This window comes from Rhodococcus sp. NPDC059968, assembly GCF_042738615.1.
Classification (GTDB): Bacteria; Actinomycetota; Actinomycetes; order Mycobacteriales; family Mycobacteriaceae; genus Rhodococcus_F.
Window position 1 is genome coordinate 21529 of record NZ_JBHWUE010000025.1, and the last position, 26476, is coordinate 48004.

Below are 26476 nucleotides of genomic sequence, written 5' to 3' on the forward strand. Positions count from 1 at the left end.
CACAACCCCGACGCCGTGGCCAATCCCAGCGACCCTGAGAGAGCCCCGATGTCCCACGTACATTCGCAACCGCGTCTGCTGCACGAGCAGGACGACGGTCTGCTGGTAGTCCAGCTCAACCACAGCCACCATCTCAATGCCCTTGACGACATCCTCCTGGCAGAACTGGGAGAACTGTGGACCGAGGTTCGGACGAACTCGGAGATCCGCGCCGTTTTACTCATCGGCACGGGCACCGAAGCGTTCTGCGTAGGAATGGACCACGAACCCGACGCCGACTACCAAAACCGGACGGCGACGGTCTGTGTCGATCTCGGTGTACCGCTCGTCGTCGCTGTCAACGGGTTGGTTCGACAGGAAGGATTTCATATGCTGTCCAGCGCCGCAGCCGTTGTCTGCGCCACCCACGTGCGGTTTGTCGACCCGCCCCCCGGTTCGCCGTTCTCGGACGTGCCAGATACAGTCGCCGCTCTCGCCGCAGGCCTGATCACAGCCGTGGTTCCGCTCTGGCACCTGCGAGCAACGGCCGAGTCCATGGCACGTTCCCTCGCCACCGGGAATCGGTTGTGCAGCGGAGTTGCACTGTGACCGGCGCGACCGCGACCAGCGCGGGAACCAGCTCGCAGCGATCCGTTCAGCAGTGCCTCTACATAGGGGGGTCCTGGTGTCTACCAGCAGTCGACGAGTGGGTCGAGGTGTTGAACCCGGCGACGGAGGAGCGCATCGGCATCGTGCCCGCCGGCTCAGCAGCCGACGTTGACGCGGCTGTCGTCGCTGCCCGAGCGGCTGCCCTGGACTGGGCCGCCACTGCGCCGGAGGAACGAGCCCGACTGGTCAATGCCCTGGCTGATGAGCTCGAACGGCGTCAGGACGAGATCACCGACATTGTCGTCGCGGAGGTCGGTACCCCCCGCCGGGTGGCCCGCTGGGCCCAGGTCGGGCTCGGCATCGTCGACCTGCGGGAGGCCGCCGCAGCGTCGTCCCAGATCGCTTGGGAGGAGCCCCTGCGCAACTCGCTGATTCGGCGCGAGCCTGTCGGAGTGGTCGGCGCCATCACACCGTGGAACTACCCGCTGCACCAGATCACGGCCAAGATCGGTGCGGCGCTCGTCGCCGGCTGTCCCATCGTCGTGAAGGCCAGTGAGGTGGCGCCGCTGACTGCGATCGCCCTGCTGGAGGCCGCTGACTCGGTCGGCGTTCCGGCGGGTGTACTCAACCTCGTTCACGGTTACGGTCCGGTCGTCGGGGAGGCCCTGGCCGCACATCCCGGCGTCGACATGATCAGCTTCACCGGCTCAACGGGGGTCGGGAGGCGAGTGCTGGAGTTGGCGGCGCAAACGGTCAAGGGGGTATCGCTCGAGCTCGGCGGGAAATCGGCCAGTGTGCTGCTCGACGATCTTACGGGCGAGGGGTTCGAGCGTGCGGTCGCATCAACCGTTCGGGCGTGTTATCTGAACGGCGGCCAGAGCTGCAACGCCCAGAGCCGGATGTTGGTTCCCCGATCAATGTTGGCCGACGCAGAAGTTGTCGCAGCAGCGGCAGTTGCCGACTACCGTCTGGGAGACCCAAGCGACGCGGCGACCAAGCTCGGCCCGATGGTGACTGCGGCACAGCGTGACCGGGTGTTGTTCTATATCCGGGTTGGTCTCGAGGAAGGCGCCCGGTTGGTTGCCGGGTCCGCCGAGCCGGCGGCTGGGTTCTTGAAGGGGTTCTACGTCGAACCGACAGTGTTTTCCGATGTTGCACCGACAGCACGGATTGCGCAGGAAGAGATCTTCGGTCCCGTCCTGTCGATCATTCCGTATGACACCGAGGACGAAGCCATCATGATCGCGAACGGCACGAACTACGGGATCGCGGGGGCGGCCTGGTCGGCCGATCAAGATCGTGCGTTGTCAGTTGCCCGCCGCCTGCGAACTGCCCAGGTCGAGGTGAATGGCGGAAAGTTCAATTCCGCAGCTCCTTTCGGCGGCTACGCCCAATCCGGGCATGGCCGCGAAGGTGGCGTCTTCGGTATTGCGGAGTTCCTCGAGATCAAGAGTATGCAGCTGTGACTGTAGCCGCCGACTGCATCGGGCAGGCGAACATCACGCGCATGGTCGGGACGTGGCTTCTGGTGGATTTCGCCAGGATCGTTGACCGGGAGGTGGTCACACGCCCACTCGGACACCGCCCCACAGGTCAGTTGACATACCAACCGAATGGTCGAATGTCTGCGCTGCTGATGCGAGCCAAACGCCCCTGGCACCAATCCCACACGTTCTTCGAGGCGAGTGATCGTGACCGCAGTGCCGCAGCCCTGGGCTTCACTGGCTACGGCGGCACCTACGATGTCAACGGATCGGTTGTCACCCATCACGTCCAGGTGTCGCTCTACCCAGACCATGTAGGAACCGATCTAGTGCGGTCCATCTCCTGGGTCGATGACCGGCTGGTTCTCCGCACGACGTCGCAACGCACCCGCTCTGGCCGACACTTTCACGACCACATCGAATGGCGGCCGGCGTGAAAGCGACCACCTTGGCGGTGTCCTCGGGAAAAACGGATCTCCTGCCCATGGTGCTGAGCCGCAAGGACAGGGTGGCCTCGGGGGTCGTTCAGCTGACACTGACCGACCCCCGAGGCGGCCGGGTTCCCGAGTGGTCGCCCGGCGCGCACATCGACCTCGTACTACCCGGCGACTTGATCCGTCAGTACTCACTGTGCGGTGACCCGGCGGACAGGTCAGAGCTCGTCGTCGCCGTGCTTCGTGAGCCCCGTAGCCGCGGTGGGTCGGCGTTCGTCCACGACAGACTGCGCGAAGGTGACGTGATCCCGGTAAGAGGGCCACGGAATGCCTTTCCAATGGTGGGATCCGAACGCTATCTCTTCATCGCCGGCGGAATCGGGATCACCCCAATCGTCCCGATGGTTGTCCGGGCAGCAGAGAAGGGCGCTGACTGGCGGCTTCTGCACGGTGGCCGGAAGCGAGCATCGATGGCCTTCAGCCATGACCTGGCGGCACGGTACCCGGGGCATGTAGAGATCCGACCTCAAGACGAGTCAGGACTGTTGGACCTTCCTGGGCTGTTCGCTGGGCCCGATGAGTCCGCCGCAATCTACTGCTGCGGACCCGAACCGCTCATCGCGGCGTTCGAAAAGCACGCTGAGTTATGGCCAGCCTCATCACTTCACGTGGAACGATTCGCGGGCCGGTCGTGGGTGGGTGAGGACAGACCGTTTGAGCTCCGGCTCGCCCGATCCGGTCGCACAGTCTCGGTACCGGCCGCAACGAGTGCGGTAGACGCGTTAGCCGGGGCTGGTATCGAGGTCCCAACGTCCTGCCGAGAAGGGGTGTGCGGAACCTGCGAGACGGTCGTTCTCGAAGGAGAACCTGAACACCGCGATGCTCTCCTCACCGAGGAGGAGCGGGCAGAAGGCGAGGTCTTCTTCCCCTGCGTTTCCAGGGCAAAGGGACCCTGTCTCACCGTCGACCTCTAGATCACTCGGAAGTGCCACGTGCCCGCGTCACCGTCGGTCCCGGTCGGCGCTGCGCTCGATCTGATCGATTCACAGCGGCTTGGGGTTCGTTCACGATTCCACTGCTTCCCTGAATCCAGTTTAGTTAGTCTGGCCGTCCAATTCGACTGCAAAGGAAAGCCACAATGGCAAGCAAAGGCAAGGGAACGGCAGGCCTGACGATCGCGCAACTGCTGTTGCGCACAGCACTTGGCGGAACGCTTGTTGCCCACGGCATCAAACACGGCCGCACACTTGAGGGAACAGGAAATTGGTTCCGCGCTATCGGCTTCCAGTCTCCCAAACTACAGGCAAGAACAAGCTCGCTAATCGAAATTGGCTCCGGCGTCGCGATCGCCGCCGGCGCAGTCATGCCAGTCGGTGCCGCCGCAGTAGTCGGCACGATGGGAGTGGCAGCTCGATCCGTTCATCTCCCCAATGGCTTTTTCATTACGTCCGAGGGTTGGGAGTACGTAATGAATCTCTCTGTCGCGACAGTCGCACTCGCCGCTCTTGGGGCAGGACCATGCAGTGTCGACCGCCTACTAGGTGTCGATCGCAAACTGACCGGCGTGAAGGCCGCCGGGGTGGCGGCTGGCCTGGGGCTCGCCGGTGCCGCAGCACACCTTGCAGTCTTCTATCGCCGTCCGGCGCATTCGAGCCCGAAGACATCCCAATGATCGAGCCGAATCGGGTTGGGCAGGTCACAGGCTCGGAAATCGGCCACCCCAATATCCCGGATTTCTGCGGGGATCTCAATCAAGCGCAGAAATTGCACACAGCCCGTAGGTGCGTTCGGGAGCGATGATGCCTTCCTGAAGTCGGGCCGACTGGAACCTCACAGCGCCTCGGAGCCGGTGCTGGTACCCCCTGATATCGATTGAGAAGGCGGCAGCGTTTCCGGCGCAGGCCCTTCGCGCGGCTCCCGGAGAAGCGCAAAGTCGAGAATGTCAGTCTCGTTATGACTGTTCCACTTCATTCCCTGCCGAAATCTGCTCACGCTGATTTCTTTCGCAAGCTGTTGGGACTCGGCACGTCAGCGGCCTGGGTCGCCGATTCGGCGATGGTGCGGTATGCGCTCGCCAAAATACGTATCTCGTCTTGGGTACAGTTCGATTGAGGGATGACCTGCCACAATCGCTCGATGAACCGGTGCGTTGTCATTCCGAAGCGTACAAGGATTTCCTCCTCGGTAGCGCCACCGAATGGTGCCCACATGATGGCGAACTCGATGAGGCGCTCGACCTCGGTGTCGGGATGGTTGCGTTTGCGGTTGGCTTCGATCCAAGCGGCGTGACGCCGCTGGCGCCATTGGCGGTACTGACGAGAGTTCATGGAAATTCACATATCTAATCGGGGATGGCGGAAGCCTTGGAAGTTTGGGGGCCTCGCCGCGGCGAGGGAAATGCGTGGAGCGCCAGTCGCTCTCGCGCTGACTGTTACTAAGGCGAGCGTAAGTATGTCGACTGGTTATGCGGCTGCGCGGATGTAGGCGAGGTGGGGGTCGGCGAAGAAGCCGCGGACGAGGTGCGGCATGCGTTGCAGCCGCCGCAGAGCCCGGGTGCACAGGGTCTTGAACTGGTCGGGCCCGGTGATGCCGGATCGGCCGATGCGGTCGTGTTTGATGTTCTTCCATACCCATTCGTCCGGGTTGAGTTGCGGCGAGTAGGCGGGGATGCGGAACAGGGTCAGTTGGCCGCCTGTGGAGTCGGCGAAGGCGGTGACGGCCTTGGACCGGTGGACGGGATGCCCGTCGAGGATCAGGAACACCGGCCCGTCGTTGTCGCGGAGCAGGCGTTTGCAGAAGTCGATGAACTTCGCTGCGGTGAGGGTGCCATCGATGATCGAGAACCGCAGAGCACCTTTGGCGCTGATCGCGGAGATCATGTTCACCGAGAACCGGGCCCCGGTCACCGCAACGACCGGGGTGTGCCCGACCGGCGCCCAGGTGGTGCCGGTGTGGTAGTCGCTGCGCACGGATGCCTCGTCGGTGAAGTAGATCGTCGCTTTCGCCTTCTTCGCCTGTTTCTGGATCTTCGGGAACGTCGCGCTCTTCCACTGCTCGACGGCCTCGGGGTCGGCCTGATACGCCCGGTAGAGGGGTTTCTGCGGGGACAATCCCATCGCTTTGAGCCACCGGCCGACGGTGACCTCGGACATGGTGACCCCGAACTCGCGGCCTATCACCTCGCGAATCATGTTCCGCGTCCACAAGGCGAACTCGAACTCGAGCTGACGCGGATCGGTGCCGACGATGATCGAATACAGCCTCGCCAGCTGATCGCCGGTGAGGGTGGGAGGTCGGCCGGGCACCGGTTTCGCTTCGAGCGCCTCCCAGCCCCCGGCGCGGAACTTCGCGACCCACCCGTAGACGGTCTTGCGGTGCAGCCCCAACGTCTCGGCGACCTGTTCGGGGTGCGCCCCGGCCTGAACCTGCTCCACCGCACGCCTTCTCAGCACAGCAAGGGTTGCATGGTCGAGTTTGCGGCCATCGTTATCTCGCACACCATGATTCAATCAGACACACGGCCAAATAGTCGACATACTTACGAACTAATTAGTAAGATGCTTGTGCAACGGCGCACTAGACGGCGGACCGGCAGTGTCCTCAGTGAGGACCCCGACGAGGCACGCATTCAGTTCCTGCTGCCGGGCATCGTCACACCGGGGGCGGCGGCCGCCGCCGGACTCTAGAAACAGGTGTGGGGAACCTCCAGCTGATCAGACCGTTCGCAGGTTTCCGGCACCGTGGAGGCGAGCTACTTCTTACTTGAACTCAGCGGCGATGTCGCGGCCGATGATCTCCTTCATGACCTCGGTGGTGCCCCCGTAGATGGTCTGGATGCGCGAGTCCACGTAGGCGCGGCCGATCGGGTACTCCATCATGTAGCCGTAGCCGCCGTGCAACTGCACACCACGATCGACCACGCGTTTCTGCAGCTCGCTCGCCCACCACTTGGCCTTGGATGCGTCGACCGCTGTCAGCTCGCCGGTATTGAGCGCGAGCACACAGCGATCGAGGTGGGACTCGGTGATTTCGATCTCGGTGAGCATCTCCGCGAGCACGAAGCGGGTGTTCTGTAGATCGCCGATCGGCTTGCCGAACGCTTTCCGCTCGAACACGTAGTTCTTCGTCCATTCGTAGGCGGCACGGGCCGACGTGATCGCGTTGACGGCGATTCCGATCCGCTCGAGTGGCAGGTTCTCCATGAGGTGGATGAACCCGCGTCCCTCGGTGCCAAGCAGGTTCTCCGCCGGGACCCGCGCATCCTCGAACACCAGCTCCGCGGTGTCCTGGGCGGCGAGGCCGACCTTGTGCAGCTTGCGGCCGCGGCTGAAGCCCGGGGTGTCGCGCTCGACGACAATCAGCGAGAAGCCCTTGGAACCGGCGTTCGGGTCGGTGCGTACGACGACGATGACGAGGTCTGACAGGATTCCGTTGGTGATGAACGTCTTCTGGCCGTTGAGGACCCACTCGTTGCCGTCGCGGACCGCGGTGGCCCTGACACCCTGCAGGTCGGACCCGGCACCCGGCTCGGTCATGGCGATCGCGCCGATCAGCTCGCCGGTGACCATCCTCGGCAGCCACCGCGACTTCTGCTTGTCGGTGCCCAGATGCGTGATGTACGGGATCGTGATGTCGTCCTGGATGCTCAGGCCGGCGCCGTACGACGTGGTGCCGGTGCGAGCGATCTCCTCGGCAACGATGTGCCGGAACCGGTAGTCGGTCACCCCGGATCCGCCGAACTCCTTCGGTACCCCGAGTCCGATGATGCCGGACTTGCCGGCCGCGAGCCACGCCGATCGGTCGATGAGCCGTTCGGCCTCCCACCGTTCGTAATGCGGTTCGATCTCGCGGGCGAGGAACGCGCGTACGGTCTCCCGGTACGCCTCGTGGTCGCTGTCGAAATGCGTGCGCTTCATGACTTCTCCTGGAAAGAGGTTGTGTATCAGACGGTCACGCGTGACATCATGCCCGTGAGCCGTTCGGAGATGAGGGCCTCGGCCTCGGTGACGATGCGCTCGACGAGGTCGCCTGCGGTGGGGATGTCGTGGATGATGCCCTGGACGGTGCCGACGGTCCAGATGCCGGCCTCGGGGTCGCCGTTCTCGTAGACGAGACGCCCGCGGGCGCCGGCGACGAGTTCTTGGATGTCCGGGAACTGACCGCCGCGGTTCAGAATCTCGATGACGTCCCGGCTGACGGTGTTGCTGGCGACGCGTGCGGTGTTGCGCAGCGGCCGGAAGATCAGCTCGGTGTCGGTTTCCTTGGCTGCGACGATCGCTTCCTTGATGTTCTGGTGGATTGGTGATTCGGCGGTGCACATGAAGCGGGTGCCCATGTTGATCCCGTCCGCGCCGAGGGCGAGCGCCGCGACCAGACCGCGCCCGTCGCCGAAGCCGCCCGACGCGACCATCGGGATGGTGATCTGTTCGGCGGCGGCCGCGATCAGCACCAGACCGGGGATGTCGTCCTCGCCGGGGTGGCCGGCGCATTCGAAGCCGTCGATGCTGATGCCGTCGACGCCCGCATCCTGGGCCTTGATCGCGTGCCGCACGCTGGTGCACTTGTGCAGCACCTTCACACCGGCGGCGTGGAAGTCCGGCAGGTGCGGGGCGGGGTTGGAGCCGGCGGTCTCGACGATCGTGACTCCGGATTCGATGATGACCTGTCGGTACTCCTCGTACGGCGGCGGCGTGATCGCGGGGAGGATCGTCAGGTTCACGCCGAACGGCTGGTCGGTGAGCTCGCGGGTGCGGGCTATCTCCTTGGCGAGGTCCTCCGGGGTGGGCTGGGTCAGTGCGGTGATCAGGCCGAGCGCTCCGGCGTTGGCGACGGCGGCGACGAGTTCGGCGCGGCCGACCCACTGCATGCCGCCCTGCACGATGGGGTGGCGGACGCCGAACGTCTGGGTGAAGGCGGTGGACAGCACGAAAGTCTCCTCGCAGTTGGTGTTTCAGTCAGTGGGTCGGTATCCGACGATCCGTAGCGCGATGGTTGTGTACCGGGAGGCGACCTGGTCGGGGGACAGCGGTCCGTCGATCTGGTACCACCGGGCGATGGACTGACCCATGCCGAGGAGCGCGCGCACGCTCTCCTCGATGTCCTCTACCACGAACACGCCGTTCTCGACGCCGTCGCGAACCAGTTCGGATGCCATGAGCTCGAGGCGCTTGCGGGTAGTCGCATAGTTGCGCCGATTCTGCGGCGAGACGTGCCGCAGTTCGGAGTCGAGTGCGGACTGCCGAGCACGGTGGGTCATGTTCAACACCACGGCCTCGACGAAATTGGTGAAGCGGATGACGGGATCGCCGCCGCCGTCCGCGACTGCAGCGAGTGACCGGTCGATGAGATCCCGCACCGCGGTGTCCATCAGCGTGACGAGGACGGCTTCCTTGTTCTCGTGGTGGTAGTACAGGGCGGGGACGGTCACCCCGACACGGCGGGCGATCTGCCGCACCGTCGTGCCGTGGTAACCGTTCTCGTTGAACAGGTCCAGTGCCTGCTCGAGGATGGGCGTCAGCGGCAGGGCCTCGAACCTCCGCCAGTCGGCGTACGCCGAGTCCGTCATGGTCGGCCCGTCCTCGCGCAGAGTCACAGGTCGCCGATCAGCGCGGTGCCATGCGGATGGCGCCGTCGAGACGGATGGTCTCGCCGTTGAGCATCGGGTTCGACACGATGTGCGCGGCGAGCGCGCCGTACTCGGACGGGTCGCCGAGACGCGAGGGGTGCGGCACCTGAGCGCCGAGCGACTGCTGCGCAGCCTCCGGCAGGGATCCGAGCAGCGGCGTCTTGAACAGGCCGGGAGCGATCGTGTTGACGCGGATCAGCAGCGAGGCGAGGTCGCGGGCGATCGGCAGGGTCATGCCGACGACGCCGCCCTTGGACGCGGAGTACGCGGCCTGACCGATCTGGCCCTCGTACGCGGCGACGGACGCGGTGTTGATGATGACGCCGCGCTCGCCGTCGATCGGTTCGTTCTTCGAGATGCGCTCGGCGGCAAGACGGATCACGTTGAACGTGCCGATCAGGTTGACGGTGACGATCTTGGTGAAGTCGGCCAGCGGGAACGCGCCGTTCTTGCTCACGGTCTTGATGGCGTTGCCGATGCCGGCGCAGTTCACGGCGACACGCAGCGGTCCGAGCGATTCCGCGACATCGAGGGCGGCGGACACGTCGGCCTCGCTGGTGACGTCGCCTGCGGCGAAGCGCACGCGGTCGCCGAGTTCCTTGGCGACGGTCTCACCGTCGGACGAGGGCAGGTCGATGATGACGACGCTGGCGCCGTCGGCGAGCAGGGCCTTGGTGGTGGCCAGGCCGAGGCCCGAGGCACCGCCGGTGACGAGTGCGACGCTGTCGTTGACGATCATGTCTATACCTTTCGGAGGCAGGGTTATTCGAGAGGGTGGGTCAGATGCGTTCGATGATGGTGGCGTTGGCCATGCCCGCGCCCTCGCACATGGTCTGCAGGCCGTAGCGTCCGCCGGTGGCCTCGAGGTTGTTGACCAGGGTGCTCAGCAGGCGGGTGCCCGAGGAACCGAGGGCGTGCCCGAGCGCGATGGCGCCGCCCCAGGGGTTGAGCTTGGCCGGGTCTGCGCCGAACTCGTGCGCCCACGCCAACGGCACCGGCGCGAACGCCTCGTTGACCTCGTAGGCGTCGATGTCGTCGATGCTCAGTCCCGACCTCGCGAGGATCTTCTTGGTCGCCGGGATCGGCGCGGTGAGCATGAAGACCGGATCGTCGCCGGCGACGGCGAACGAGTGGAACCGGGCCCGCGGGGTCAGCCCCAGCTTGGACGCCATCTCCTCGCTCATGATCAGCGCCGCGGACGCGCCGTCGGTCAGCGGCGACGAGTTGCCCGGCGTGATGTGCCACTGCGCCTCGGGGAACCGGGCCGCGTACTTCTCGGAGTAGAACGACGACCTCAGCCCGGACAGTCCCTCGGCGGTGGTGGAGGCGCGCACGGTCTCGTCGACGGTGTGCGTCACCGTCTCACCGGCGGCGTTGGTGACCGAGATCGGGACGATCTCCTTGTCGAACAGCCCCTTCGACAGGGCGTCGGCGGCACGCTGATGTGACTGCGCGGAGAACGTGTCGAGGGTGTCGCGGTCGAACTTCCACTTGGCGGCGATCAGTTCGGCGGAGATGCCCTGGTTGACGAGTCCCTCGGGGTAGCGGGCGGCGATGCCCGGGCCGGACGCGTCCTGCCCGATGGTCGTCGTGCCCATCGGGACGCGGGACATCGACTCCACACCGCAGGCGATCACCATGTCGTAGGCGCCGGCGATCACGCCCTGCGCCGCGAAGTGCGCCGCCTGCTGGCTCGAGCCGCACTGGCGGTCGACGGTGGTGGCCGGAACCGAATCCGGGAATCCGGCCGACAGCACCGCCGTGCGGGAGATGTTGAGGGCCTGCTCGCCGGCCTGACCGACACAGCCGCCGATGACGTCGTCGACCTGTGCGGGGTCGATGCCGTTGCGTTCGACGATGCTGCGCAGCACGTGCGCCAGCAGTTCCACCGGGTGCGTGCCCGACAGCGCGCCGCCGGGCTTGCCCTTACCGGAGGCGAGGCGGACGACGTCGACGATGACAGCGTTGGTCATGATGAGTTCCTTCGTGAGAGATGTTGGTGCGGCCCGGCGTCCTGGTGGAGTCGCAGAACGCCGGGCCGTGATCGTGGGTAGGGTCAGCGACCCTGCCAGACCGGCTGTCGCTTCTCGGCGAACGCAGTGGGGCCTTCCTTGGCGTCGTCGCTGGTGAAGACGACCTTCATGGCGGCGGTGTTGGCTTCCCACACGCCGGGCTCCCAGTCGGCGCCGGTCGCGGTGCCGTGGATCATCGACTTCGTTTCGCGCACCGACAGCGGCGCATTCGCGGCGATCGTCTCGGCGAGTTCGAGCGCCACGTCGAGTGCGGTGCCGGCCGGGGCGACCCGGTTGACCAGGCCCAGCGCTTTGCCCTGCGCCGCGGTGATCGGTTCGCCGGTGAGCGCGATCTCCAGCGCTACCTTCTTCGGGATCTGCTGCTGCAGGCGGATCACCCCGCCCGCGGCGGCGAACAGGCCACGCTTGACCTCGGGAAGCCCCAGCCTGGCCTCTTCATCGACCACCGCAAGGTCACTGGCGAGAACCAGTTCGGTGCCGCCGCCGAGCGCGAACCCGTTGACGGCCGCGATGGTCGGCTTGCTGATCCAGTGCTGGACGTAGCCGGCGAATCCCCATTCGGGGTGCCCGTCCGCGGCGCTGTACTCCCCGGCGGCGAGGGCTTTGAGGTCGGCGCCTGCGCAGAATGCGCGGCCTGCACCGGTGAGCACTACCACGCGTACCTCATTGTCGTTCTCCGCCTGCTCGAGCAGGGTGCCGACAGCGGTGGACAGCGCCGCGTTGACGGCGTTGAGCGAGCGCGGGCGGTTGAGCGTGATGATCGCAACTCCGCCGCGGCGCTCGTACAGTGCGGCGGGCTCTGCGGTCGCCGGTGCGTCGGCCATGTGTACTCCCTTGTCGAGCTCGAACTTCTGCTTAGCTAGCGCTAAATATCTATCATAATTAGGTTTATTCGGTCAATGGTCGACGTGGCCTACCCATCGTCGAGTTCGTCTGGCAGGGATGGAAAAGGGAAGACCTGGCGCGGGGATCTATTCGAAAACATTCACCGGCGCAGTAACAGGCAGGAGGAGAGGCTCCGATCAAGCCACGCACCCGGCGGGCTCCGGCTCGGGGACGTGCGCGAACCTGCAGGGACTGCTCCGCGTGCCGTCTCACGGTGGCGGTCGGACAAACCGGTGGCGCAGGAGTGTGGGAACGAAGAAATTTTCTCAGCGTGTCGCGGATGGTGCTGTTGTTGTCGATGTGTCCGATCAACCACTGGCCTGGCGAGCCTGATTGCCGCTCGCTCTGGTGTTGCCTCCGCCCCTGGGTGCCGACACCGACGCCCTGCTGCGTCGGATAGCGGGCTACACCGAGAAGCAGGTGCTCGTCGCCCCTGGGGCTGCACCGCATCCACTGGGGTGAGCTCGGCGGGGGAACGCGGGCTCGTTCGTGTATTTCCGCCACCTGGCGCATGCGGCAATTCTGGCGTCTTCGTACTGCAAGCTCCAGCGGGCTCCTCGCGGCCTGAGACCCGCGCGAGGGGTGTATTCCTCCTGCTGGTAAGCGGACGGCCGAGCGTCGGAGTCCGAAACGGGTATTGCATCGCGAACCTATTGCAATTAGATTATTGCCAACTGCGGCGAGTGTGCTCGGGTGCGACGCAGTGCGGAAACGATGAACGAGGAGAGCGATATGAATCTGGCCGACCTCGCCCGTTACCGGGGCGCGACCGCCCACGCCAACAGGCAAGTCTGCGGAACCACTGCCCAGGCTTTTCGGCAGGCACAAGATCGCGCAGTTCACGTTCGCGACGCAGGTGGTGCAACGGTCAGCTCGCCTCCACTCACGATCGTGCCGACGCTGCTGCGGCGGTGACCCTCGGTGTCAGTTGCCTCCGGAGTCGCCGAGCGCAGGGCACGGCCTCGCGGAAACCACTACCCCCCCACCGTGGCGGCAGTCGAATAGCGGATGGAGCTAAAAACAGTGCCGGTGAAGTTGTCCTATTGTCGCCTGTGCCCCGCCTCGTGCGGGGTGCGGGTGAAGGTCGACGGTGATCGGATCGTCAGCATCGTCGGTGACGGGCTGCATCCGTTGTCGGGTGGGTACTCGTGCCCGAAGGGTCGTCGCGGTGGTGAGTTCGTCCAGGGACCCGATCGGCTCACCACCTCGATGCGCCGCACAGCCGACGGAAGCTACGTGCCGATCCCGATCGACGTCGCGATCGCGGAGATTGCAGAGCGGCTCGAGGCAATCGCAGGTGAGCACGGTCCGGATGCACTCGGCCTGTTCATGGGTACTCAGCAGAACTTTGCGGCGCTGACGACTCCGATGGTGCGGGCATGGTTCCGGACTACCGGGTCACACAAACTGTTTTCGACCATGACCATCGACCAGTCCGCGAAGTGGATCGTGCAGTCGCGGATGGGGGAGTACCTCGGTGGGCGGCAGCGCTTCGACACCGCGGACGTGTGGCTGCTCGCGGGCACGAACCCCATGGTGTCGCTCAACGGCGGCGACGGCGACGGCGCGGTCACTCAGAACCCGTCCGTGACGATCCGCAAGGCTCGCGAACGGGGTCTGAAGCTCATCGTGGTCGATCCGCGGCTCACCGAAACCGCCACCCGCGCCGACCTGCACCTGCGCCCGAAACCGGGCACCGACGCGGCGCTGTTCACCGGGATGCTGCACGTGATCCTGACCGAAGAGCGCCACGATCGGCAGTTCTGCGACAGGTTCGCCGATGGTCTCCGCGCGCTCACCGCGGCAGTCGCGCCCGCTACCCCGGAGCTAACCCAATCGATCACGGGTGTGCCGGCCGGTGACGTGATCCGAGCCGCCCGAATGTTTGCAGGGGCGAGCGGAGCGACGGGGAAGGCTACAGGTCGGCTTCGGGGTATGGCGACCACGGGCACCGGCGTGTGCATGGGCCCGCATTCCAATGTCGCCGAACATCTTGTTGCCTGCCTGAACATCGTGTGTGGCAGATACTTACGCGAGGGCGACGTGACACCCGACCGTAACGTTCTCGCACGGACCATGCCGTTGAAAGCGGAGGTGCGACCGCCGTACCGGAGCTGGGAGTCCGGGTTCAAAAGCCGCATCGGCGGGATCGGCACGATGAACGGCGAACTGCCGTCCGGGATTCTCGCCGACGAGATCCTCGAGCCCGGTCCTGATCGGGTGCGCGCACTGGTGGTCTCGGGCGGAAATCCGGCACGGGCTCTGCCCGACCGGGAGAAGGCAGAACGCGCACTGCGTGAGCTGGATCTGTTGGTGTGTGTCGACACGCGTATGTCCGACACCGCGCGCCTCGCCGACTACATCATCGCTCCGACCATGCTGTACGAACGGCCGGATCACACTTTGCTGGCGGAGTTCTTCTTCGAGCAGCCATTCGCGCAGTACACACCGCGGCTCGTGGCGCCGCCCGAAGGGGTCATCGAGGACTGGGAGTTCTTCTTCCGGCTTGCCGCTGCGTCCGGGTGCTCGGTGAAGTTCGCGGGACGAATGCTCGATCCGGCTGCACCCCCGACGTCTGAGGAACTGCTCGCGATGTTCGCCGAACGCGGACGCATCCCGATGGACGACCTGATCACCGCACAACGGGGCGTGCTCGCACCTCCCGGGGAAAAGGTGGTCGGTCCGCCGGCCGAGGGAGCGGCCGACCGTCGACTCGCCCTCTGCCTGGATGATGTGGCAGACGAAATCGCCACCGCACTCGGCGAAGCGACGAGCGCGCGCGAGCTGCCGATGCGGTTGACGGTGCGCCGGATGCGGGAACTGATGAACTCGCTGGGCCGGAATATCAGCGGGCTGCCGCGATCCGGTTACAACCCTGCCCATGTGCATCCGCAGGATCTGCAGCGGCTCGGCATCGAACACGGCGAGATCGTGCGGATCCGATCGGCCCACGGGCATATTAGAGCTGTCGCCCACACCGACCACACCGTCAGTCCGGGCACGGTGTCCATGACCCACTGCTGGGGAGCGTCCGACCCGGAGGCCGACCCGCGACGTGTCGGCAGCAACGTCAACGACCTGACCGGCTACGACCGACTCCAGTCCATCAACGCGATGCCGACGATGACCGGCGTGCCGGTCGCTATCGAACGGGAGGTACCTGCCGGTGCTCACTGACACTTCGGTCAGGACCGTAGGGGCACGTATCTGCCCGCTGTGCGAGGCGACGTGCGGCCTGCTTTTCGAACTGGACGGACGCACCGTGACGGCGGTGAAGCCCAACCCCGACGACGTGTTCAGCGCGGGGCACAGTTGTGCGAAGGGAATCGGCCTGGAGCGGTTGGAGAACGACCCCGACGTCATCCGAACCCCATTGATCCGCGACGGGAACAGCTTTCGTGAAGCGACCTGGGACGAGGCGTTCGCCGAGATCGACCGCCGTCTGCCTCCGCTCATCGCTGCCGACCCCAACAGCTGCGCTGTGTACTCCGGCAATCCTGCCGCGCACCACCTCGACCCGTCGTTCTACACGCTGCCGCTGATCGCGGCGATCGGCACCCGCAACGTCTACTCGCCGGCGAGTATCGACACACTCCCGAAGAACTTCGCCAATGCCCTGCTCTACGGAACCGGGCTGGGGATGGCGGTCCCCGACATCGACCGCACCTCCTACCTGTTGATATTGGGGTCGAATCCGCTCGTATCGAACGGCAGCACCGTCACCGCCCCGGGCATCGGGAAACGGTTGGAGGCGCTGCGAGAGCGGGGCGGCACACTGGTAGTGGTCGACCCCGCCCGCACCCGTACCGCGGAGGTCGCCGACCGGCACCTCGCCATCCGGCCCGGCACCGACGCATTCCTGCTCCTGGCACTCGTCTCGGTGATCGCCACCGAGGGGCTCGCCGCGCCCGGCCGCCTGACCGAGTACATCGACGGCGTGGACGACGTCCTCCGACTCACGGAACGGTTCACACCCGACGCGGTCGCGAAAATCTGCGGCATCGACGCCGATGTGATCCGGCAGGTCGCCCGCGAATTCGCGGCCGCCGATTCCGCCGTCGCCCATTCCCGGATGGGCTCGTGTACACAAGAGTTCGGCTCCGTCGCCAACTGGATGGTCGAGGTCCTCAACATCATCACCGGCAACCTCGACCGTCCCGGCGGCGCGATGTTCCCCACTCCACCCGCAGGCGGCCCCACCACCTGGCCCGGCAACCCGAAGGCTCCGCTGGTGTTCGACCGATGGCGGTCACGCGTGCGCGACATGCCCGAGGCGATGGGGGAGATCCCCGCGGTGTGTTTCTCCGAGGAAATTCTGACCCCGGGTCCGGGCCAGGTTCGGGGCTTGATCACAATCTCCGGCAACCTGGCCCGCTCGTTGCCGAACAGCCACGCAGTCGAGGCCGCACTGGCCGACCTCGAGTTCATGGTGTGCATCGACGGCTATCTCAACGAAACCACTCGCTACGCCGATGTCATCCTGCCGCCACCGCCCTTGACGACTCGGGGACATCACGACCTCGCACTCACCCATTTCCAGGTGCGCAACGTGGCCAGGTATTCGGCGCCGTTGCTCGAGCCGGGCCCTGGTGAGATGCCCGAGTGGCGGATTCTGATGCGGCTCACGGCCATCGTTCGTGGCGTGCCGGATCGACCGATCACCGAACTCGACGACGAGGTGGCCGCCACTGCCACGCGCCGAGCGGCGAAGCTCGCCGGCCGCGAAGTCGAGGACGTGCTCCGCGCGACGGAGGGACGCACCGGCCCCGAACGGCTGTTGGATCTGCGTCTGCGCAGTGGCCCGTATGGCGACCGGTTCGGTGCTGTTCCGGGAGGACTCACCCTCGAACTGCTCGAACACAGCCCGAACGGTATCGACTACGGACCCCTGGAACCGCGCGTCCCCGACGTGCTGCGGACGCCGGACAAGCGGATCAACCTGGTCCCCGACGCGCTGACGGCTGATCTGTCACGCCTGCGCGCGGCTCTCGAGCAGCCGGTACCGGACCTCGTCCTCATCAACCGTCGGCAGCGGCGCGGCATGAACTCCTGGCTGCACAACGCCCTGCCGCAGCCCGACGCGGGCCAGTGCGCGCTGTTCATGAACCCGTTCGACGCTGCGGGACGCAGCCTCGTCGACGGCGACACAGTGCGGATCGCATCGAAGACCAGTTCAGTTGTCGCAGAACTACACATCACCGACGAGATGCGACAGGGCGTGGTGAGTCTGCCTCACGGGTGGGGCCACCACGGTCACAGTCTGCGCACCACCCGGTCGGCATCTGCACCCGGTGCCAACGTCAACGCCCTGGTCGACGACATCGTGGTCGAACCCCTCACCGGTACCCCGATCTTCAACGGCTTCCCCGTCGACGTCGTCCGTGCCGAGAACGTGCAGTCATGATCGAGAAATCGGCGACCCTGGCGGGCACTACGATCGGCGTCGTCGGCGCCGGGATGATGGGTGCGGCCATCGCCTACACGTGCGCGCGGGCCGGAGCCGACGTCGTGCTGGTCGCGCGGACCCTCGAGGGCGCGCGCCGAGGTCGGGCATATGCGGAGCGGCGTGAAGCACGCGCCCTTGCTGCGAAGAGCACGGATCCGTCGAGCTCGCAGGCGTTGCTCAAGCGCATTACGCCCACCGAGTCCATCAGAGACCTGGCGGCGTCCGCGCTGGTGATCGAGGCGGTTCCGGAGAACATCGCCGTCAAACAACAGGTCCTGCAGACGGTGGAGGCAGTCACCGAGCCCCCTACGGTGCTTGCGTCGACGACGTCGACCCTGCCGATCACCACCCTTGCATCCAAGCTGGCGCATCCGGAGAACTTCCTCGGAATGCACTTCTTCTCCCCCGTCGACCGGATGTCGTTGGTGGAGATGATCGTCGGAACGCACACGTCGCAGTCCACCCTCGCCGAATCCCTGACCTACACGCGGAGGCTCGGCAAGGTGCCCATCGTGGTGCGGGACAGTCGAGGATTCTTCACCAGCCGGGTGATGGAGCGCTATCTCGACGAGGCCTTGGCCGCGGTCGGAGAGGGAATCGATCCGAACATCGTCGAGCGCGCAGCGACCGTCGCCGGATACCCGGTGCCACCGCTGCAATTGCTCGACGAGATCACGTTGACCCTCAACCGTGCGGTGCATCGCGAGAACCGCATCGCGGTCGAAGCAGTCGGCGGAATGTGGCGCGGGAAGTACGCAGATATGGTGCGCGACCGGATGATCGACGACTCCGACCGCGGCGGTAGGTCAGTAGGCCGCGGGTTCTACGACTACGACGCCGACGGCGCACGCATCGGATTGTGGCCGGGCCTTCGCGACGTGTTCGGCCCGGGGCAGCGAATTCCGATCGACGACATGTGCGACCGGTTGCTGTTCATCGAAGTCGCCGAGGCGTTGCGCTGTCTCGACGAGGGTGTCGTCGGCTCCGAGGCCGACGCCGACACCGGATCCATTCTCGGCATCGGGTTCCCCGCGCACACCGGTGGCGTCATCTCGTTCAGACGCACCTATCCCGGGGGCGCGGCGCGGTTCACAGCCCGTGCCCACGAACTCGCCGACCGCTACGGCGACCGCTTCCTCCCACCGGAGGAGAATCCGGAACCCAACGACCCACCGGAGTACTCATGACGTACGTAGTGACCCAAGCCTGCTGCAACGACGCGACGTGTGTCGCGGTGTGTCCCGTCAACTGCATTCACCCGACTCCCGACGAAGCACACTACGCGCGCACCGAGATGCTCTACATCGATCCCGACGCCTGCATCGACTGCGGCGCGTGCGCCGACGTGTGCCCGGTGGACGCGATCGTTCCCGACAGCGATCTCACACCCGAAACCGAAATCTACCAAGATCTCAATGCCGCCTACTTCCTGGGAAATCCGACCGTGTCCCGCCCGAGTGAGGTGCCGCCGGAACCGGTTGTCACCGGTGACCGACCCGGCCCGCTGCGGGTAGCAATCGTAGGTTCCGGTCCCTCCGCGTTCTACGCCGCCGAGGAGTTGCTCAGCCGACGTGACGTCGACGTCGAGGTCTCCATGTTCGAGCGACTCCCCGTTGCCGGCGGGCTCGTTCGTTTCGGAGTGGCCCCGGACCATCAGACCACGAAGGCTGTCGACCGCGTCTTCGCCCGCACCGCCGGCCGCGACGGTTTCCGCGCCTTCCTCGGTGTGGACGTCGGGCGCGACATCACCGTCGACGAGCTGCTCGAGTATCACCACGCGGTGATTCACGCCAGCGGAGCTTCCGACGACCGGAAGCTCGGTGTTCCGGGGGAAGATCTGCCCGGCAGCGTTGCCGCACGCGAATTCGTAGCCTGGTACAACGGGCATCCGGACTATGCCGATCGCACCTTCGATCTGTCGGGGCGTCGTGCCGTGGTGATCGGCAACGGCAACGTCGCGTTGGACGTGGCACGGATCCTGGCCCGCGATCCCGAGCGCCTCGTGCCGGGCGACATCGCCGAGCATGCCCTGGCCGCGCTGCGACACAGTGCGATCGAGGAGGTCGTGGTGCTCGGGCGGCGTGGGCCCGAGCACGGAGCGTTCACCACACCGGAGCTCCTCGCACTGGGCTCGTTGCCCGAAGTGGATGTAACCGTGCACGGCGGATACGACGCTCCCGATGCTGCCTCGATCAAGCTGCAGACGATCGCGGAGTACGCGCGACGGATTCCTCGACCGGGCCGGCGGAGGATCACGCTGCGGTTCCACGGGGCGCCGGTTGAGGTGCTCGGCGGCAGCCACGTCGAGGGGCTGCGGATCGCGCCATACGGCAAGGTCGGGGCAGAAGAAGACCTCGAGGCCTCGCTGATACTGAGATCGGTGGGCTACCGCGGACGCCCGATACCGGGCCTGCCGTTCGACGCCGAACGGGGAACCGTACCCAACGTGGCAGGCCGCGTGGTCGATCCCGCCGAGGACCGTGCGGTACCCGGTGTCTACGTCGCCGGCTGGATCAAGCGGGGGCCGACCGGCGTGATCGGTACCAATCGATACTGCGCCGCCGAGACCGTCGACGCGATCGTCTCCGACCATGAACGCGCGCTCCTGCCGCAGCCACCCCACACGGGAGACGAGCTGGCGGCGATCGTCGAATCACGTTGCCCTGACTCCTTCGGATTCGACGGCTGGCGGCGGATCGACCGGCACGAACGTACCGAGGGGCGTCGCAGTGGGCGGGCTCGCCAGAAGCTGGTCGCGGTCGATGCGATGCTCGCGGTCGCCCGTGGCGGAGCGGCCGATCAGCACTTGCCTCAATAAACAACGACCTTTAGATTTAACCCGGATGTGATGTATGGATCTTCGGGTGAACCCGAAGAAACCACCCGGTCGGCTGAGCTCGCCGCCGAGCACCCCGCGATCGACGACACAATATTCTTGGAGGCTTACATGAGCGGCACCGTGGTAGATGCGTTGACCTACTGGTCCCGGTCGAAGCCGGATCTGCCGGCGATCGACTTCGACGGCGATGTCGTCACCTACGCAGAGCTGTCCCGCTGGGCCGACGGTGTCGCCCATGACCTCGCGTCACGAGGAGTCACGCCCGGTGACCGGGTGAGCTTCGTCGGTGCCAACAGCCTCGAGTGGGTCGTCGCTGCGCTCGGAGCGATGAAGGTCGGTGCGATCGCGGTCGGCTTCAACCAGCGCATGCTCGCCGGGGAACTCGCCACCCTCGTCGAGGACTGCGAGCCCACCGTCGTGTACTGCGAAGAGTCCCTGCTGCCTCGACTCGAAGAAGTCCAGCAGGCTCGCAACACTGTCACGATCGCGGTGTTCGAGAAGGATGTGCGCCCGCTGCGCGGCAGTGAGCACGCGCCGTTCCGGACGCCGATCGTCGACCTCGTCGATCCCGCCGCCATCGTGTTCACCAGTGGTACCACCGGTAAGCCGAAGGGCGTCATCTTCACCCATGCCACGATTGCGGGTGAGATGCACGAATGGGCACTGATGGAACCGCTCCAACCCAATGGGTTGCGCCCGGTCCTCGTGTTGCCGCTCTTCAGTGCCGCCGGAATCATCTGGGGAATCGCACGGGTCGTCCTCTACGGCGGCACCCTCTTTCTGCAGCCGCGTTTCGACCCGTCGGCGACACTGCGCGTCCTCACCGAGAACAAGGCCAATACGTTCACGGGACCGCCGATCCTCTTCGAGCAGATCGCGAAGGCGCCCGGGTTCACCGAGGCGGATCTGAGCCACATGGTCACGGCACACGTCGGCGGCGCCCGTGTTCCCGTCGACGTGCTGCACAAGTGGCAGGCTCAGGGTGTGTCGTTGAGGCAGATCTACGGGCAGACCGAAATCGGTGGTTCCGCTACCGCGATGCCCCGCGAGGAAGCCGCTGAGAACCCGGACAAATGTGGGTGGGGTGGCATCTTCACCAAGATCCGGGTCGTCGACCCGGAGGGTAACGATCTGCCACCCAACGAAACCGGACAGATTCTGTTGCGCGGACCGGGAATGATGCCCGGCTACTGGCGCAACGAGGAAGCCACCCGTGCAGCTCTCATCGACGGCTGGCTTCAGACCGGTGACCTCGGCAAGCTCGACGAGTGCGGCTACCTCACCTTCGTGGATCGTCTCAAGGACATGATCATCTCCGGTGGCCTGAATATCTCGCCGGCCGAGATCGAGACCGTCATCAACCAGATCCCCGGGATCGAGGAGGTGGCTGTGATCAGTGTCCCCGACGCCAAATTCGGGGAGACCCCGGCCGCGCTGGTGCGGAGCACAGCCGAGATGAAGGAATCCGAGGTCGTCGCCTTCTGCAACGAACGCCTCGCCGATTACAAGGTGCCGCGCTACGTCGTGTTCATGGACGAACCGCTGCCCCGGATGCCCAGCGGGAAGATCGCGAAGCGTCAGCTGCGCGACTCCTTCGCGGATGTCCCCGACAACTACGACAAGGTTCGGTGACCCAGTGGTGAACCCGCAGAAAGTTGCCGTCGTCACCGGCGGAGGACGTGGTATCGGCGCGGCCATCTCGCAGCGGCTCGCTTCCGACGGATTGGCTGTGGCGGTGAACTATTCGCGTAGCGCGCGCGATGCCGAAGAGGTGGTCGCCAAGATCGTGGCGGACGGCGGACGTGCGGTGGCGATCCAGGCCGACATCTCCAAGGCCGTCGACGCCGAACGGCTCATCGCCGATACCACAGCTCAGCTCGGTGCGCCGACCGTGCTCGTCAATAATGCGGGCATGAACAAGGCCGGCGCCGCTCGTAAGCAGAGTCCCGAAGTCTTCGACGAAGTCGTCTCGGTCAACCTGAACGGCGCCTTCTACTGCACTCACTTCGCGCTCCCCGCGATGTACGAAGGGGGGTGGGGTCGAGTGATTTTCGTCAACAGCTCGTCCGGTGGCCGGCGCCCTTCGCCGGGCATGAGCGCCTATGCTGCGGCGAAGGCGGGGCTGATCGGCATGACCAAGTCGATGGCACTGGAAGTGGCCCGTCGCGGCATCACGGTCAATGCCGTGATGCCGGGATTCGTCGCAACCGACATCGTGTCGTCGGGAGGCGACGCCGGCGTGGAGGCGCTGACCAAGCACTGGCCGTCCATCCCCCCCGAATCGATCGCGTCGACCGTGTCGTTCCTGGTGAGTGACAACGCCGCCGACGTCTCCGGTGAGGAGATCGGCGTGTGGCGGGGCGGTCCCGTAGGAATCTGAGACCCGACAAGAACGCGACCCATGCCGATCCGATCGGCATGGGTCGCATTCTTGTGGCGTGCACCCCCTGCACGAGCACAGGGAGGCCGGCGGGATCTCGACGGTATTCGAAACGAGAAGATGGGTCCCGGTCGTAACGACCGGGACCCATCTCGGACTCTGTGTGAACTACACCGACACCGGCGCCGTGTCGTCCTCCGGCGTAGTCACCGAGGGCGTACGGGTGCGCGACAGGACGGTCGCCGCGAAGCCGAGCAGCGACACGACGCAAATCAAGACGCTGAGCCACACCGTGGTGTCGTCGAATGCCAAGGCGACTGCGATGACCGGGATGGCGGCAGCACCGAGTGCGTTACCGGCCTCACGACCGAGGCCGAGGCCGCTGTACGCGTGCTGGGTGTGGAACAGTTCGATGACGTACGCGCCCATCGGGCCGAAGATGGCTGCCACTCCGACACCGTTGCCGAGTGCCATGACCACCCAGTACAGCAACGGGGGTGTGCCGACACCGGACAGCAGTGAGATACCCACCCACGCGAACACGGCGCTGTAGAGGAATCCGAACATGATCACGGGCGCTCGTCCGACGCGGTCCGACAATGATCCGAAGAGCGGGATCAGAATGCCGTTCGCGAGCTGCGCGGCGATCAGGCCGATCAGGACCTCGGTGCCGCCGAAGCCCAGCTGGTTTTTGCCGAAGGTGCCCATGAACACGATGTAGAAGTAGCCGATGCCGGTCTGACCGACGGTCATCAGGAGGACGGTCAGAAGTGCGCGCGGCTGCTGCCGGATCACATCGAGGATAGGCGTTTTCGAGACCGTGTTGCTCTCCTCGATCGCACGGAACGCGGGTGTCTCGGGCAGGCTGCGGCGCAGCCACAGGCCGTAGGCGAGGATCACGACGCTGCACAGGAACGGAATGCGCCAGCCCCACGCGAGGAAACTTTCCTGGGGCATCAGGGTCGACACCGTCAGGAGGGACAGCGTGCCGAGCACCCCACCGAGTGCTGCGCCCATGCCGGGCAACGAGCCCATCAAGCCCTTCTTCTTCTGGGGTGCGAACTCGACCGCGACCAGAGCGGCACCGCCGTACTCGCCGCTCGCGCCGATCCCCTGCAGAATGCGCAGGAACACCAGCAGGGCCGGTGCGACCCAGCCGATCTGCGCGTAGCTCGGCAGAACGCCCACGAGCAGGGTGGCGACACCCATCAGAACCAAGGTGAAGACCAGGATCTTCTTACGCCCGATACGGTCGCCGAGGCTGCCGAGGATCACTCCACCCAGTGGACGGACGAGGAAACCGACCGCGAAGGTGCCGACCGCCTGCAGGGTGCCGAGGAACGGGCTCGAGCCGGAGAAGAAGACGCTGGCGAAAACTACCGACGCCGCGGAGGCGTAGAGGCTGAAGTCGTAGTACTCGAGCAGGGTTCCTACGAAGGCGGCGCGGCTTGCCTTGCGCGAGTCCGCACGGGAGTGCCCGGCGGGCGCGACTGCCGGGGCGCTCGTTGCCGCGGTTGTACGTTCGGTCATGCGAAACCTCAGATTTGTGAGCGGTGGGCAGAAAAGCCCGAATGATGTGGTGACGCGGACCACACTAAGCTATAGGCATTAGGTTTGTCTATCTGAACCCGTGGTTCCGCGTCGCACGATGTCGACGTTGATTCCGGTGAGATGCGACTGGTTGCTGAGCATGTCGTATCCCGCCTTTCCGGTTGGGGAGAGCCTGTTCACATTCGCGCCCGGATGACGTCGCGCCACGTCGAGACTCCGTGCGGTTCTCTGACCCCAGCCGTGCGTCATCGCGACCACACCTGGCTTCAGAGCCTCGTCGTACGCCAGCACCGCGTCGACCGAGCCGTGGCGATTGTGGACGGTGACATCGTCGCCGCCGACCAGTCCACGACGATCCGCGTCAACCGGGTTCATCCACAGAGGATTATCCTGGTGTACACCCTGTTTGAGTACGGGAAGGTTGTGGAGCCAGCTGTTGACCATGTACAGGGTGCGGCGCGTGACGAGTTTGAGCTGATCAGGGGCCTCGGCGGCCAATTCTTCGAAGATGTCCTCCGCCGTCCGGTATGCGCGCCGGAATATGTTCGGGCAGCAGTCGATCAGGCCGTCGTCGTGCTGTACCGCGATGCTGAACACGTGCGAGGGAACGGCCTCGGGCAGCACCGCCGTCTGGCAGGGCATCGTCTTGAGGAGATCGATGCTCAGGCCCGCGTCACGCATGGCGGCATCCGCGTTGGCGAGTGGGTCGGGATCGGGTCTGTCGAGCAAAGTTTCGACCCCCATCTCCTGTTGGATCCGCGACAGGATCCACCAGTCGTCGCGGCGCTCACCCTTGGGCGGTACCACCGCAGGGGTGTACTGCACGTAGGGTTCCATCGCCACGCCCATGGTGTTGAGGAAGTTGACGTCCTCGTGCTCGAGCCAGTCCGTCGCGGGCAGTACGTAATCCGCGATCTCGCCGGTCACCGTGCGGTACAGGTCGATCGTCACGATCAGTTCCACGTCTTCCAGGGCGCGGCGAAGGCGCTCCTCCCCGCTCACCGACAACAGCGGGTTTCCGGAGATGACGATCAACGCGCGAATAGGATCGTCCGGATTCTCGATGAACTCCGCCAACCTCGCGGCGGGGAGGTCTCCACTGACAGTGCGGATCTCGCCAACACCGCTCTGGAAGAACGGATCCTCGCGCTTGCGTTTCGAGTTCTGCACGACGTCGGTCATGCCGCGGGAGTAGATGTTTCCGCCGCGCCCGCCCAGGTTGCCGGAGAACAGACTGATCATGTTGAGCATCCAGTACGCCAGTGCTCCCTGCCGTCCCTGGTTCACGCCGGTCGCCATATAGATGCTCGCGCTCGGGGCGGCGCAGAAGTCGTCGGCGACCTGTCTGATGGCATCGGCGTCGATGCCGGTCACCGCGGCCACTCTCTCGGCGGGGTAGCCGCGCACGAAGTCGAGCAATTCGTCGATGTTGCGTGCGTGCCTCTGCGCCGCGGTTCGGTCGTATCCGATCCGGAAGATGATCTCGTGCAGGATCGCTGCCAGAAAGTAGAAGTCGGTATCTGGTGTGATCAGCAGTACCTCGCCGGTCTCGGGCCCCGACGACTCGATCCGTCGCGGGTTGACGAAGAGCACGGTCCCTCCCCGCTTCTTCACCGCCTTGATCTTGGCCATCGGGTCCGAGATGTGCATGAGGGTCATGTGCGAGACGAGCGGGTTGCTTCCCAGGCACAGGAAGTAGTCGGTGTGCAGCAGGTCCGGGATCGGGTGAGCCATCGACGCCCCGTAGATCGCCTCGCTCGCCGCATATTTGGCGGAGGTGTCCTGGGTGCCGGCGCTGAAGCGCATCCGGGTGTCGAAACCGCGCGCGAGGGCGCCGGCGTTGGCGTAGTAGGTGCCGTTGAACGCCGACGGGTTGCCCTGGTAGACGGCCAGCGCATTGCGCCCGTACCGCTGCCGGATGTCGCCGAGCTTGGCCGCGATCTCGCGTACCGCGTCGTCCCACTCGACGGTCACGAAGTCGCCGACTTCCTCGCTGCGAGGGTTCGTCCGCTTCAGCGGGCGATCGAGCCGGTCGGGGTCGTTGTGGACCTGGAGAAAGTGCACACCCTTGTGGCAGGAGAATCCCTTGTGGACCGGGTGGTCCTTGTCCGGCTGCAGGCCGATCACCTCATCGTCCCGGACATGGGCGAGCAGGCCGCAGGCCGGCTCGCAGATCCGGCAGAACGTGTGGACCTGGCGTGTCGTCATCTG

At 65.5% G+C, this 26476-nt stretch carries 22 protein-coding genes; 12 read left to right on the forward strand and 10 right to left on the reverse strand.

What is annotated here, in order from left to right:
- The first annotated feature begins 48 nt into the window (after positions 1 to 48).
- The 5 genes from ACFWAY_RS20950 to ACFWAY_RS20970 all read left to right on the forward strand — a co-directional run bounded on the left by ACFWAY_RS20950 (position 49) and on the right by ACFWAY_RS20970 (position 4178).
- Positions 49 to 588: an enoyl-CoA hydratase/isomerase family protein gene (locus tag ACFWAY_RS20950; RefSeq protein ID WP_378511954.1), complete on the forward strand. Its 540-nt coding sequence runs from the start codon at positions 49 to 51 to the stop codon at positions 586 to 588.
- On the forward strand, positions 585 to 2054 hold the full coding sequence (locus ACFWAY_RS20955) for an aldehyde dehydrogenase family protein (RefSeq protein ID WP_378511955.1): 1470 nt from the start codon (positions 585 to 587) through the stop codon (positions 2052 to 2054). The genes ACFWAY_RS20950 and ACFWAY_RS20955 overlap by 4 nt, the downstream gene beginning before the upstream one ends.
- 41 nt (positions 2055 to 2095) lie before the next feature.
- Positions 2096 to 2509, forward strand: a complete 414-nt coding sequence (locus ACFWAY_RS20960; protein ID WP_378512032.1) for a lipocalin-like domain-containing protein — start codon at positions 2096 to 2098, stop codon at positions 2507 to 2509.
- On the forward strand, positions 2506 to 3480 hold the full coding sequence (locus tag ACFWAY_RS20965) for a PDR/VanB family oxidoreductase (RefSeq protein ID WP_378511956.1): 975 nt from the start codon (positions 2506 to 2508) through the stop codon (positions 3478 to 3480). Before ACFWAY_RS20960 ends, ACFWAY_RS20965 begins: the two co-directional genes overlap by 4 nt.
- A gap of 164 nt (positions 3481 to 3644) precedes the next feature.
- Positions 3645 to 4178 (forward strand): DoxX family protein, encoded by a 534-nt coding sequence (locus ACFWAY_RS20970; RefSeq protein ID WP_378511957.1) that lies wholly within the window; start codon positions 3645 to 3647, stop codon positions 4176 to 4178.
- 316 nt (positions 4179 to 4494) lie between these two features.
- Here the strand turns inward: ACFWAY_RS20970 and ACFWAY_RS20975 are convergent, their stop codons facing one another.
- Together ACFWAY_RS20975 and ACFWAY_RS20980 are read right to left on the reverse strand one after the other, a co-directional pair.
- Entirely contained in the window at positions 4495 to 4833 is a 339-nt protein-coding gene (locus ACFWAY_RS20975; RefSeq protein ID WP_378511958.1) for a hypothetical protein, read from the reverse strand.
- Between the two features lie 135 nt (positions 4834 to 4968).
- On the reverse strand, positions 4969 to 6003 hold the full coding sequence (locus tag ACFWAY_RS20980; protein ID WP_378511959.1) for an IS630 family transposase: 1035 nt from the start codon (positions 6001 to 6003) through the stop codon (positions 4969 to 4971).
- 60 nt (positions 6004 to 6063) lie between these two features.
- Here ACFWAY_RS20980 and ACFWAY_RS20985 point away from each other — a divergent pair, with 60 nt between their 5' ends.
- Positions 6064 to 6192, forward strand: coding sequence for a hypothetical protein (locus ACFWAY_RS20985; protein WP_378511960.1), 129 nt, complete (start codon positions 6064 to 6066; stop codon positions 6190 to 6192).
- Between the two features lie 72 nt (positions 6193 to 6264).
- Here ACFWAY_RS20985 and ACFWAY_RS20990 read toward each other — a convergent pair whose 3' ends face one another.
- From ACFWAY_RS20990 to ACFWAY_RS21015, 6 genes are all read right to left on the reverse strand, one after another.
- Positions 6265 to 7422 carry an acyl-CoA dehydrogenase family protein gene (locus ACFWAY_RS20990; protein WP_378511961.1) on the reverse strand — a complete coding sequence of 386 codons (1158 nt, stop codon included), beginning with the start codon at positions 7420 to 7422 and terminating at the stop codon, positions 6265 to 6267.
- A gap of 26 nt (positions 7423 to 7448) precedes the next feature.
- Positions 7449 to 8432 carry an NAD(P)H-dependent flavin oxidoreductase gene (locus ACFWAY_RS20995; protein ID WP_378511962.1) on the reverse strand — a complete coding sequence of 328 codons (984 nt, stop codon included), beginning with the start codon at positions 8430 to 8432 and terminating at the stop codon, positions 7449 to 7451.
- A 24-nt stretch (positions 8433 to 8456) separates the two neighbouring features.
- Positions 8457 to 9071, reverse strand: coding sequence for a TetR/AcrR family transcriptional regulator (locus ACFWAY_RS21000; protein ID WP_378511963.1), 615 nt, complete (start codon positions 9069 to 9071; stop codon positions 8457 to 8459).
- Between the two features lie 37 nt (positions 9072 to 9108).
- Entirely contained in the window at positions 9109 to 9870 is a 762-nt protein-coding gene (locus ACFWAY_RS21005; protein WP_378511964.1) for a 3-hydroxyacyl-CoA dehydrogenase, read from the reverse strand.
- A 40-nt stretch (positions 9871 to 9910) separates the two neighbouring features.
- On the reverse strand, positions 9911 to 11104 hold the full coding sequence (locus tag ACFWAY_RS21010) for a thiolase family protein (RefSeq protein WP_378511965.1): 1194 nt from the start codon (positions 11102 to 11104) through the stop codon (positions 9911 to 9913).
- 83 nt (positions 11105 to 11187) lie between these two features.
- Positions 11188 to 11988: a crotonase/enoyl-CoA hydratase family protein gene (locus ACFWAY_RS21015; RefSeq protein ID WP_378511966.1), complete on the reverse strand. Its 801-nt coding sequence runs from the start codon at positions 11986 to 11988 to the stop codon at positions 11188 to 11190.
- A gap of 1090 nt (positions 11989 to 13078) precedes the next feature.
- Between ACFWAY_RS21015 and ACFWAY_RS21020 the strand changes: the two genes are divergently transcribed.
- The 6 genes from ACFWAY_RS21020 (at position 13079) to ACFWAY_RS21045 (ending at position 22714) form a co-directional block, all read left to right on the forward strand.
- Entirely contained in the window at positions 13079 to 15226 is a 2148-nt protein-coding gene (locus ACFWAY_RS21020; RefSeq protein WP_378511967.1) for a molybdopterin-dependent oxidoreductase, read from the forward strand.
- Positions 15216 to 17453: a molybdopterin-dependent oxidoreductase gene (locus ACFWAY_RS21025; protein ID WP_378511968.1), complete on the forward strand. Its 2238-nt coding sequence runs from the start codon at positions 15216 to 15218 to the stop codon at positions 17451 to 17453. Before ACFWAY_RS21020 ends, ACFWAY_RS21025 begins: the two co-directional genes overlap by 11 nt.
- Positions 17450 to 18682, forward strand: a complete 1233-nt coding sequence (locus tag ACFWAY_RS21030) for a 3-hydroxyacyl-CoA dehydrogenase family protein (protein WP_378511969.1) — start codon at positions 17450 to 17452, stop codon at positions 18680 to 18682. Before ACFWAY_RS21025 ends, ACFWAY_RS21030 begins: the two co-directional genes overlap by 4 nt.
- A complete protein-coding gene (locus ACFWAY_RS21035; RefSeq protein ID WP_378511970.1) occupies positions 18679 to 20313 on the forward strand; it encodes a 4Fe-4S binding protein in 1635 nt (544 codons plus the stop codon). The genes ACFWAY_RS21030 and ACFWAY_RS21035 overlap by 4 nt, the downstream gene beginning before the upstream one ends.
- Positions 20314 to 20442: 129 nt before the next feature.
- Complete coding sequence (locus tag ACFWAY_RS21040) at positions 20443 to 21966, forward strand: class I adenylate-forming enzyme family protein (protein WP_378511971.1); 1524 nt, start codon at positions 20443 to 20445, stop codon at positions 21964 to 21966.
- A gap of 7 nt (positions 21967 to 21973) precedes the next feature.
- Positions 21974 to 22714 (forward strand): SDR family oxidoreductase, encoded by a 741-nt coding sequence (locus ACFWAY_RS21045; protein ID WP_378512033.1) that lies wholly within the window; start codon positions 21974 to 21976, stop codon positions 22712 to 22714.
- Between the two features lie 168 nt (positions 22715 to 22882).
- Here the strand turns inward: ACFWAY_RS21045 and ACFWAY_RS21050 are convergent, their stop codons facing one another.
- Both ACFWAY_RS21050 and ACFWAY_RS21055 read right to left on the reverse strand, forming a co-directional pair.
- A complete protein-coding gene (locus ACFWAY_RS21050; RefSeq protein WP_378511972.1) occupies positions 22883 to 24244 on the reverse strand; it encodes an MFS transporter in 1362 nt (453 codons plus the stop codon).
- A gap of 78 nt (positions 24245 to 24322) precedes the next feature.
- Entirely contained in the window at positions 24323 to 26473 is a 2151-nt protein-coding gene (locus ACFWAY_RS21055; protein WP_378512034.1) for a molybdopterin-dependent oxidoreductase, read from the reverse strand.
- Between the last annotated feature and the right edge of the window lie 3 nt (positions 26474 to 26476).

What these genes read in the sequence shown, in the direction of transcription:
- ACFWAY_RS20950 (WP_378511954.1), top strand. Translation starts at nt 49, where the DNA reads ATGTCCCACGTACATTCGCAACCGCGTCTGCTGCACGAGCAGGACGAC.
- ACFWAY_RS20960 (WP_378512032.1), top strand. Translation starts at nt 2,096, where the DNA reads ATGGTCGGGACGTGGCTTCTGGTGGATTTCGCCAGGATCGTTGACCGG.
- ACFWAY_RS20970 (WP_378511957.1), top strand. Translation starts at nt 3,645, where the DNA reads ATGGCAAGCAAAGGCAAGGGAACGGCAGGCCTGACGATCGCGCAACTG.
- ACFWAY_RS20975 (WP_378511958.1), bottom strand. Translation starts at nt 4,833, where the DNA reads ATGAACTCTCGTCAGTACCGCCAATGGCGCCAGCGGCGTCACGCCGCT.
- ACFWAY_RS20985 (WP_378511960.1), top strand. Translation starts at nt 6,064, where the DNA reads ATGCTTGTGCAACGGCGCACTAGACGGCGGACCGGCAGTGTCCTCAGT.
- ACFWAY_RS20990 (WP_378511961.1), bottom strand. Translation starts at nt 7,422, where the DNA reads ATGAAGCGCACGCATTTCGACAGCGACCACGAGGCGTACCGGGAGACC.
- ACFWAY_RS21000 (WP_378511963.1), bottom strand. Translation starts at nt 9,071, where the DNA reads ATGACGGACTCGGCGTACGCCGACTGGCGGAGGTTCGAGGCCCTGCCG.
- ACFWAY_RS21005 (WP_378511964.1), bottom strand. Translation starts at nt 9,870, where the DNA reads ATGATCGTCAACGACAGCGTCGCACTCGTCACCGGCGGTGCCTCGGGC.
- ACFWAY_RS21010 (WP_378511965.1), bottom strand. Translation starts at nt 11,104, where the DNA reads ATGACCAACGCTGTCATCGTCGACGTCGTCCGCCTCGCCTCCGGTAAG.
- ACFWAY_RS21015 (WP_378511966.1), bottom strand. Translation starts at nt 11,988, where the DNA reads ATGGCCGACGCACCGGCGACCGCAGAGCCCGCCGCACTGTACGAGCGC.
- ACFWAY_RS21030 (WP_378511969.1), top strand. Translation starts at nt 17,450, where the DNA reads ATGATCGAGAAATCGGCGACCCTGGCGGGCACTACGATCGGCGTCGTC.
- ACFWAY_RS21035 (WP_378511970.1), top strand. Translation starts at nt 18,679, where the DNA reads ATGACGTACGTAGTGACCCAAGCCTGCTGCAACGACGCGACGTGTGTC.
- ACFWAY_RS21040 (WP_378511971.1), top strand. Translation starts at nt 20,443, where the DNA reads ATGAGCGGCACCGTGGTAGATGCGTTGACCTACTGGTCCCGGTCGAAG.
- ACFWAY_RS21050 (WP_378511972.1), bottom strand. Translation starts at nt 24,244, where the DNA reads ATGACCGAACGTACAACCGCGGCAACGAGCGCCCCGGCAGTCGCGCCC.
- ACFWAY_RS21055 (WP_378512034.1), bottom strand. Translation starts at nt 26,473, where the DNA reads ATGACGACACGCCAGGTCCACACGTTCTGCCGGATCTGCGAGCCGGCC.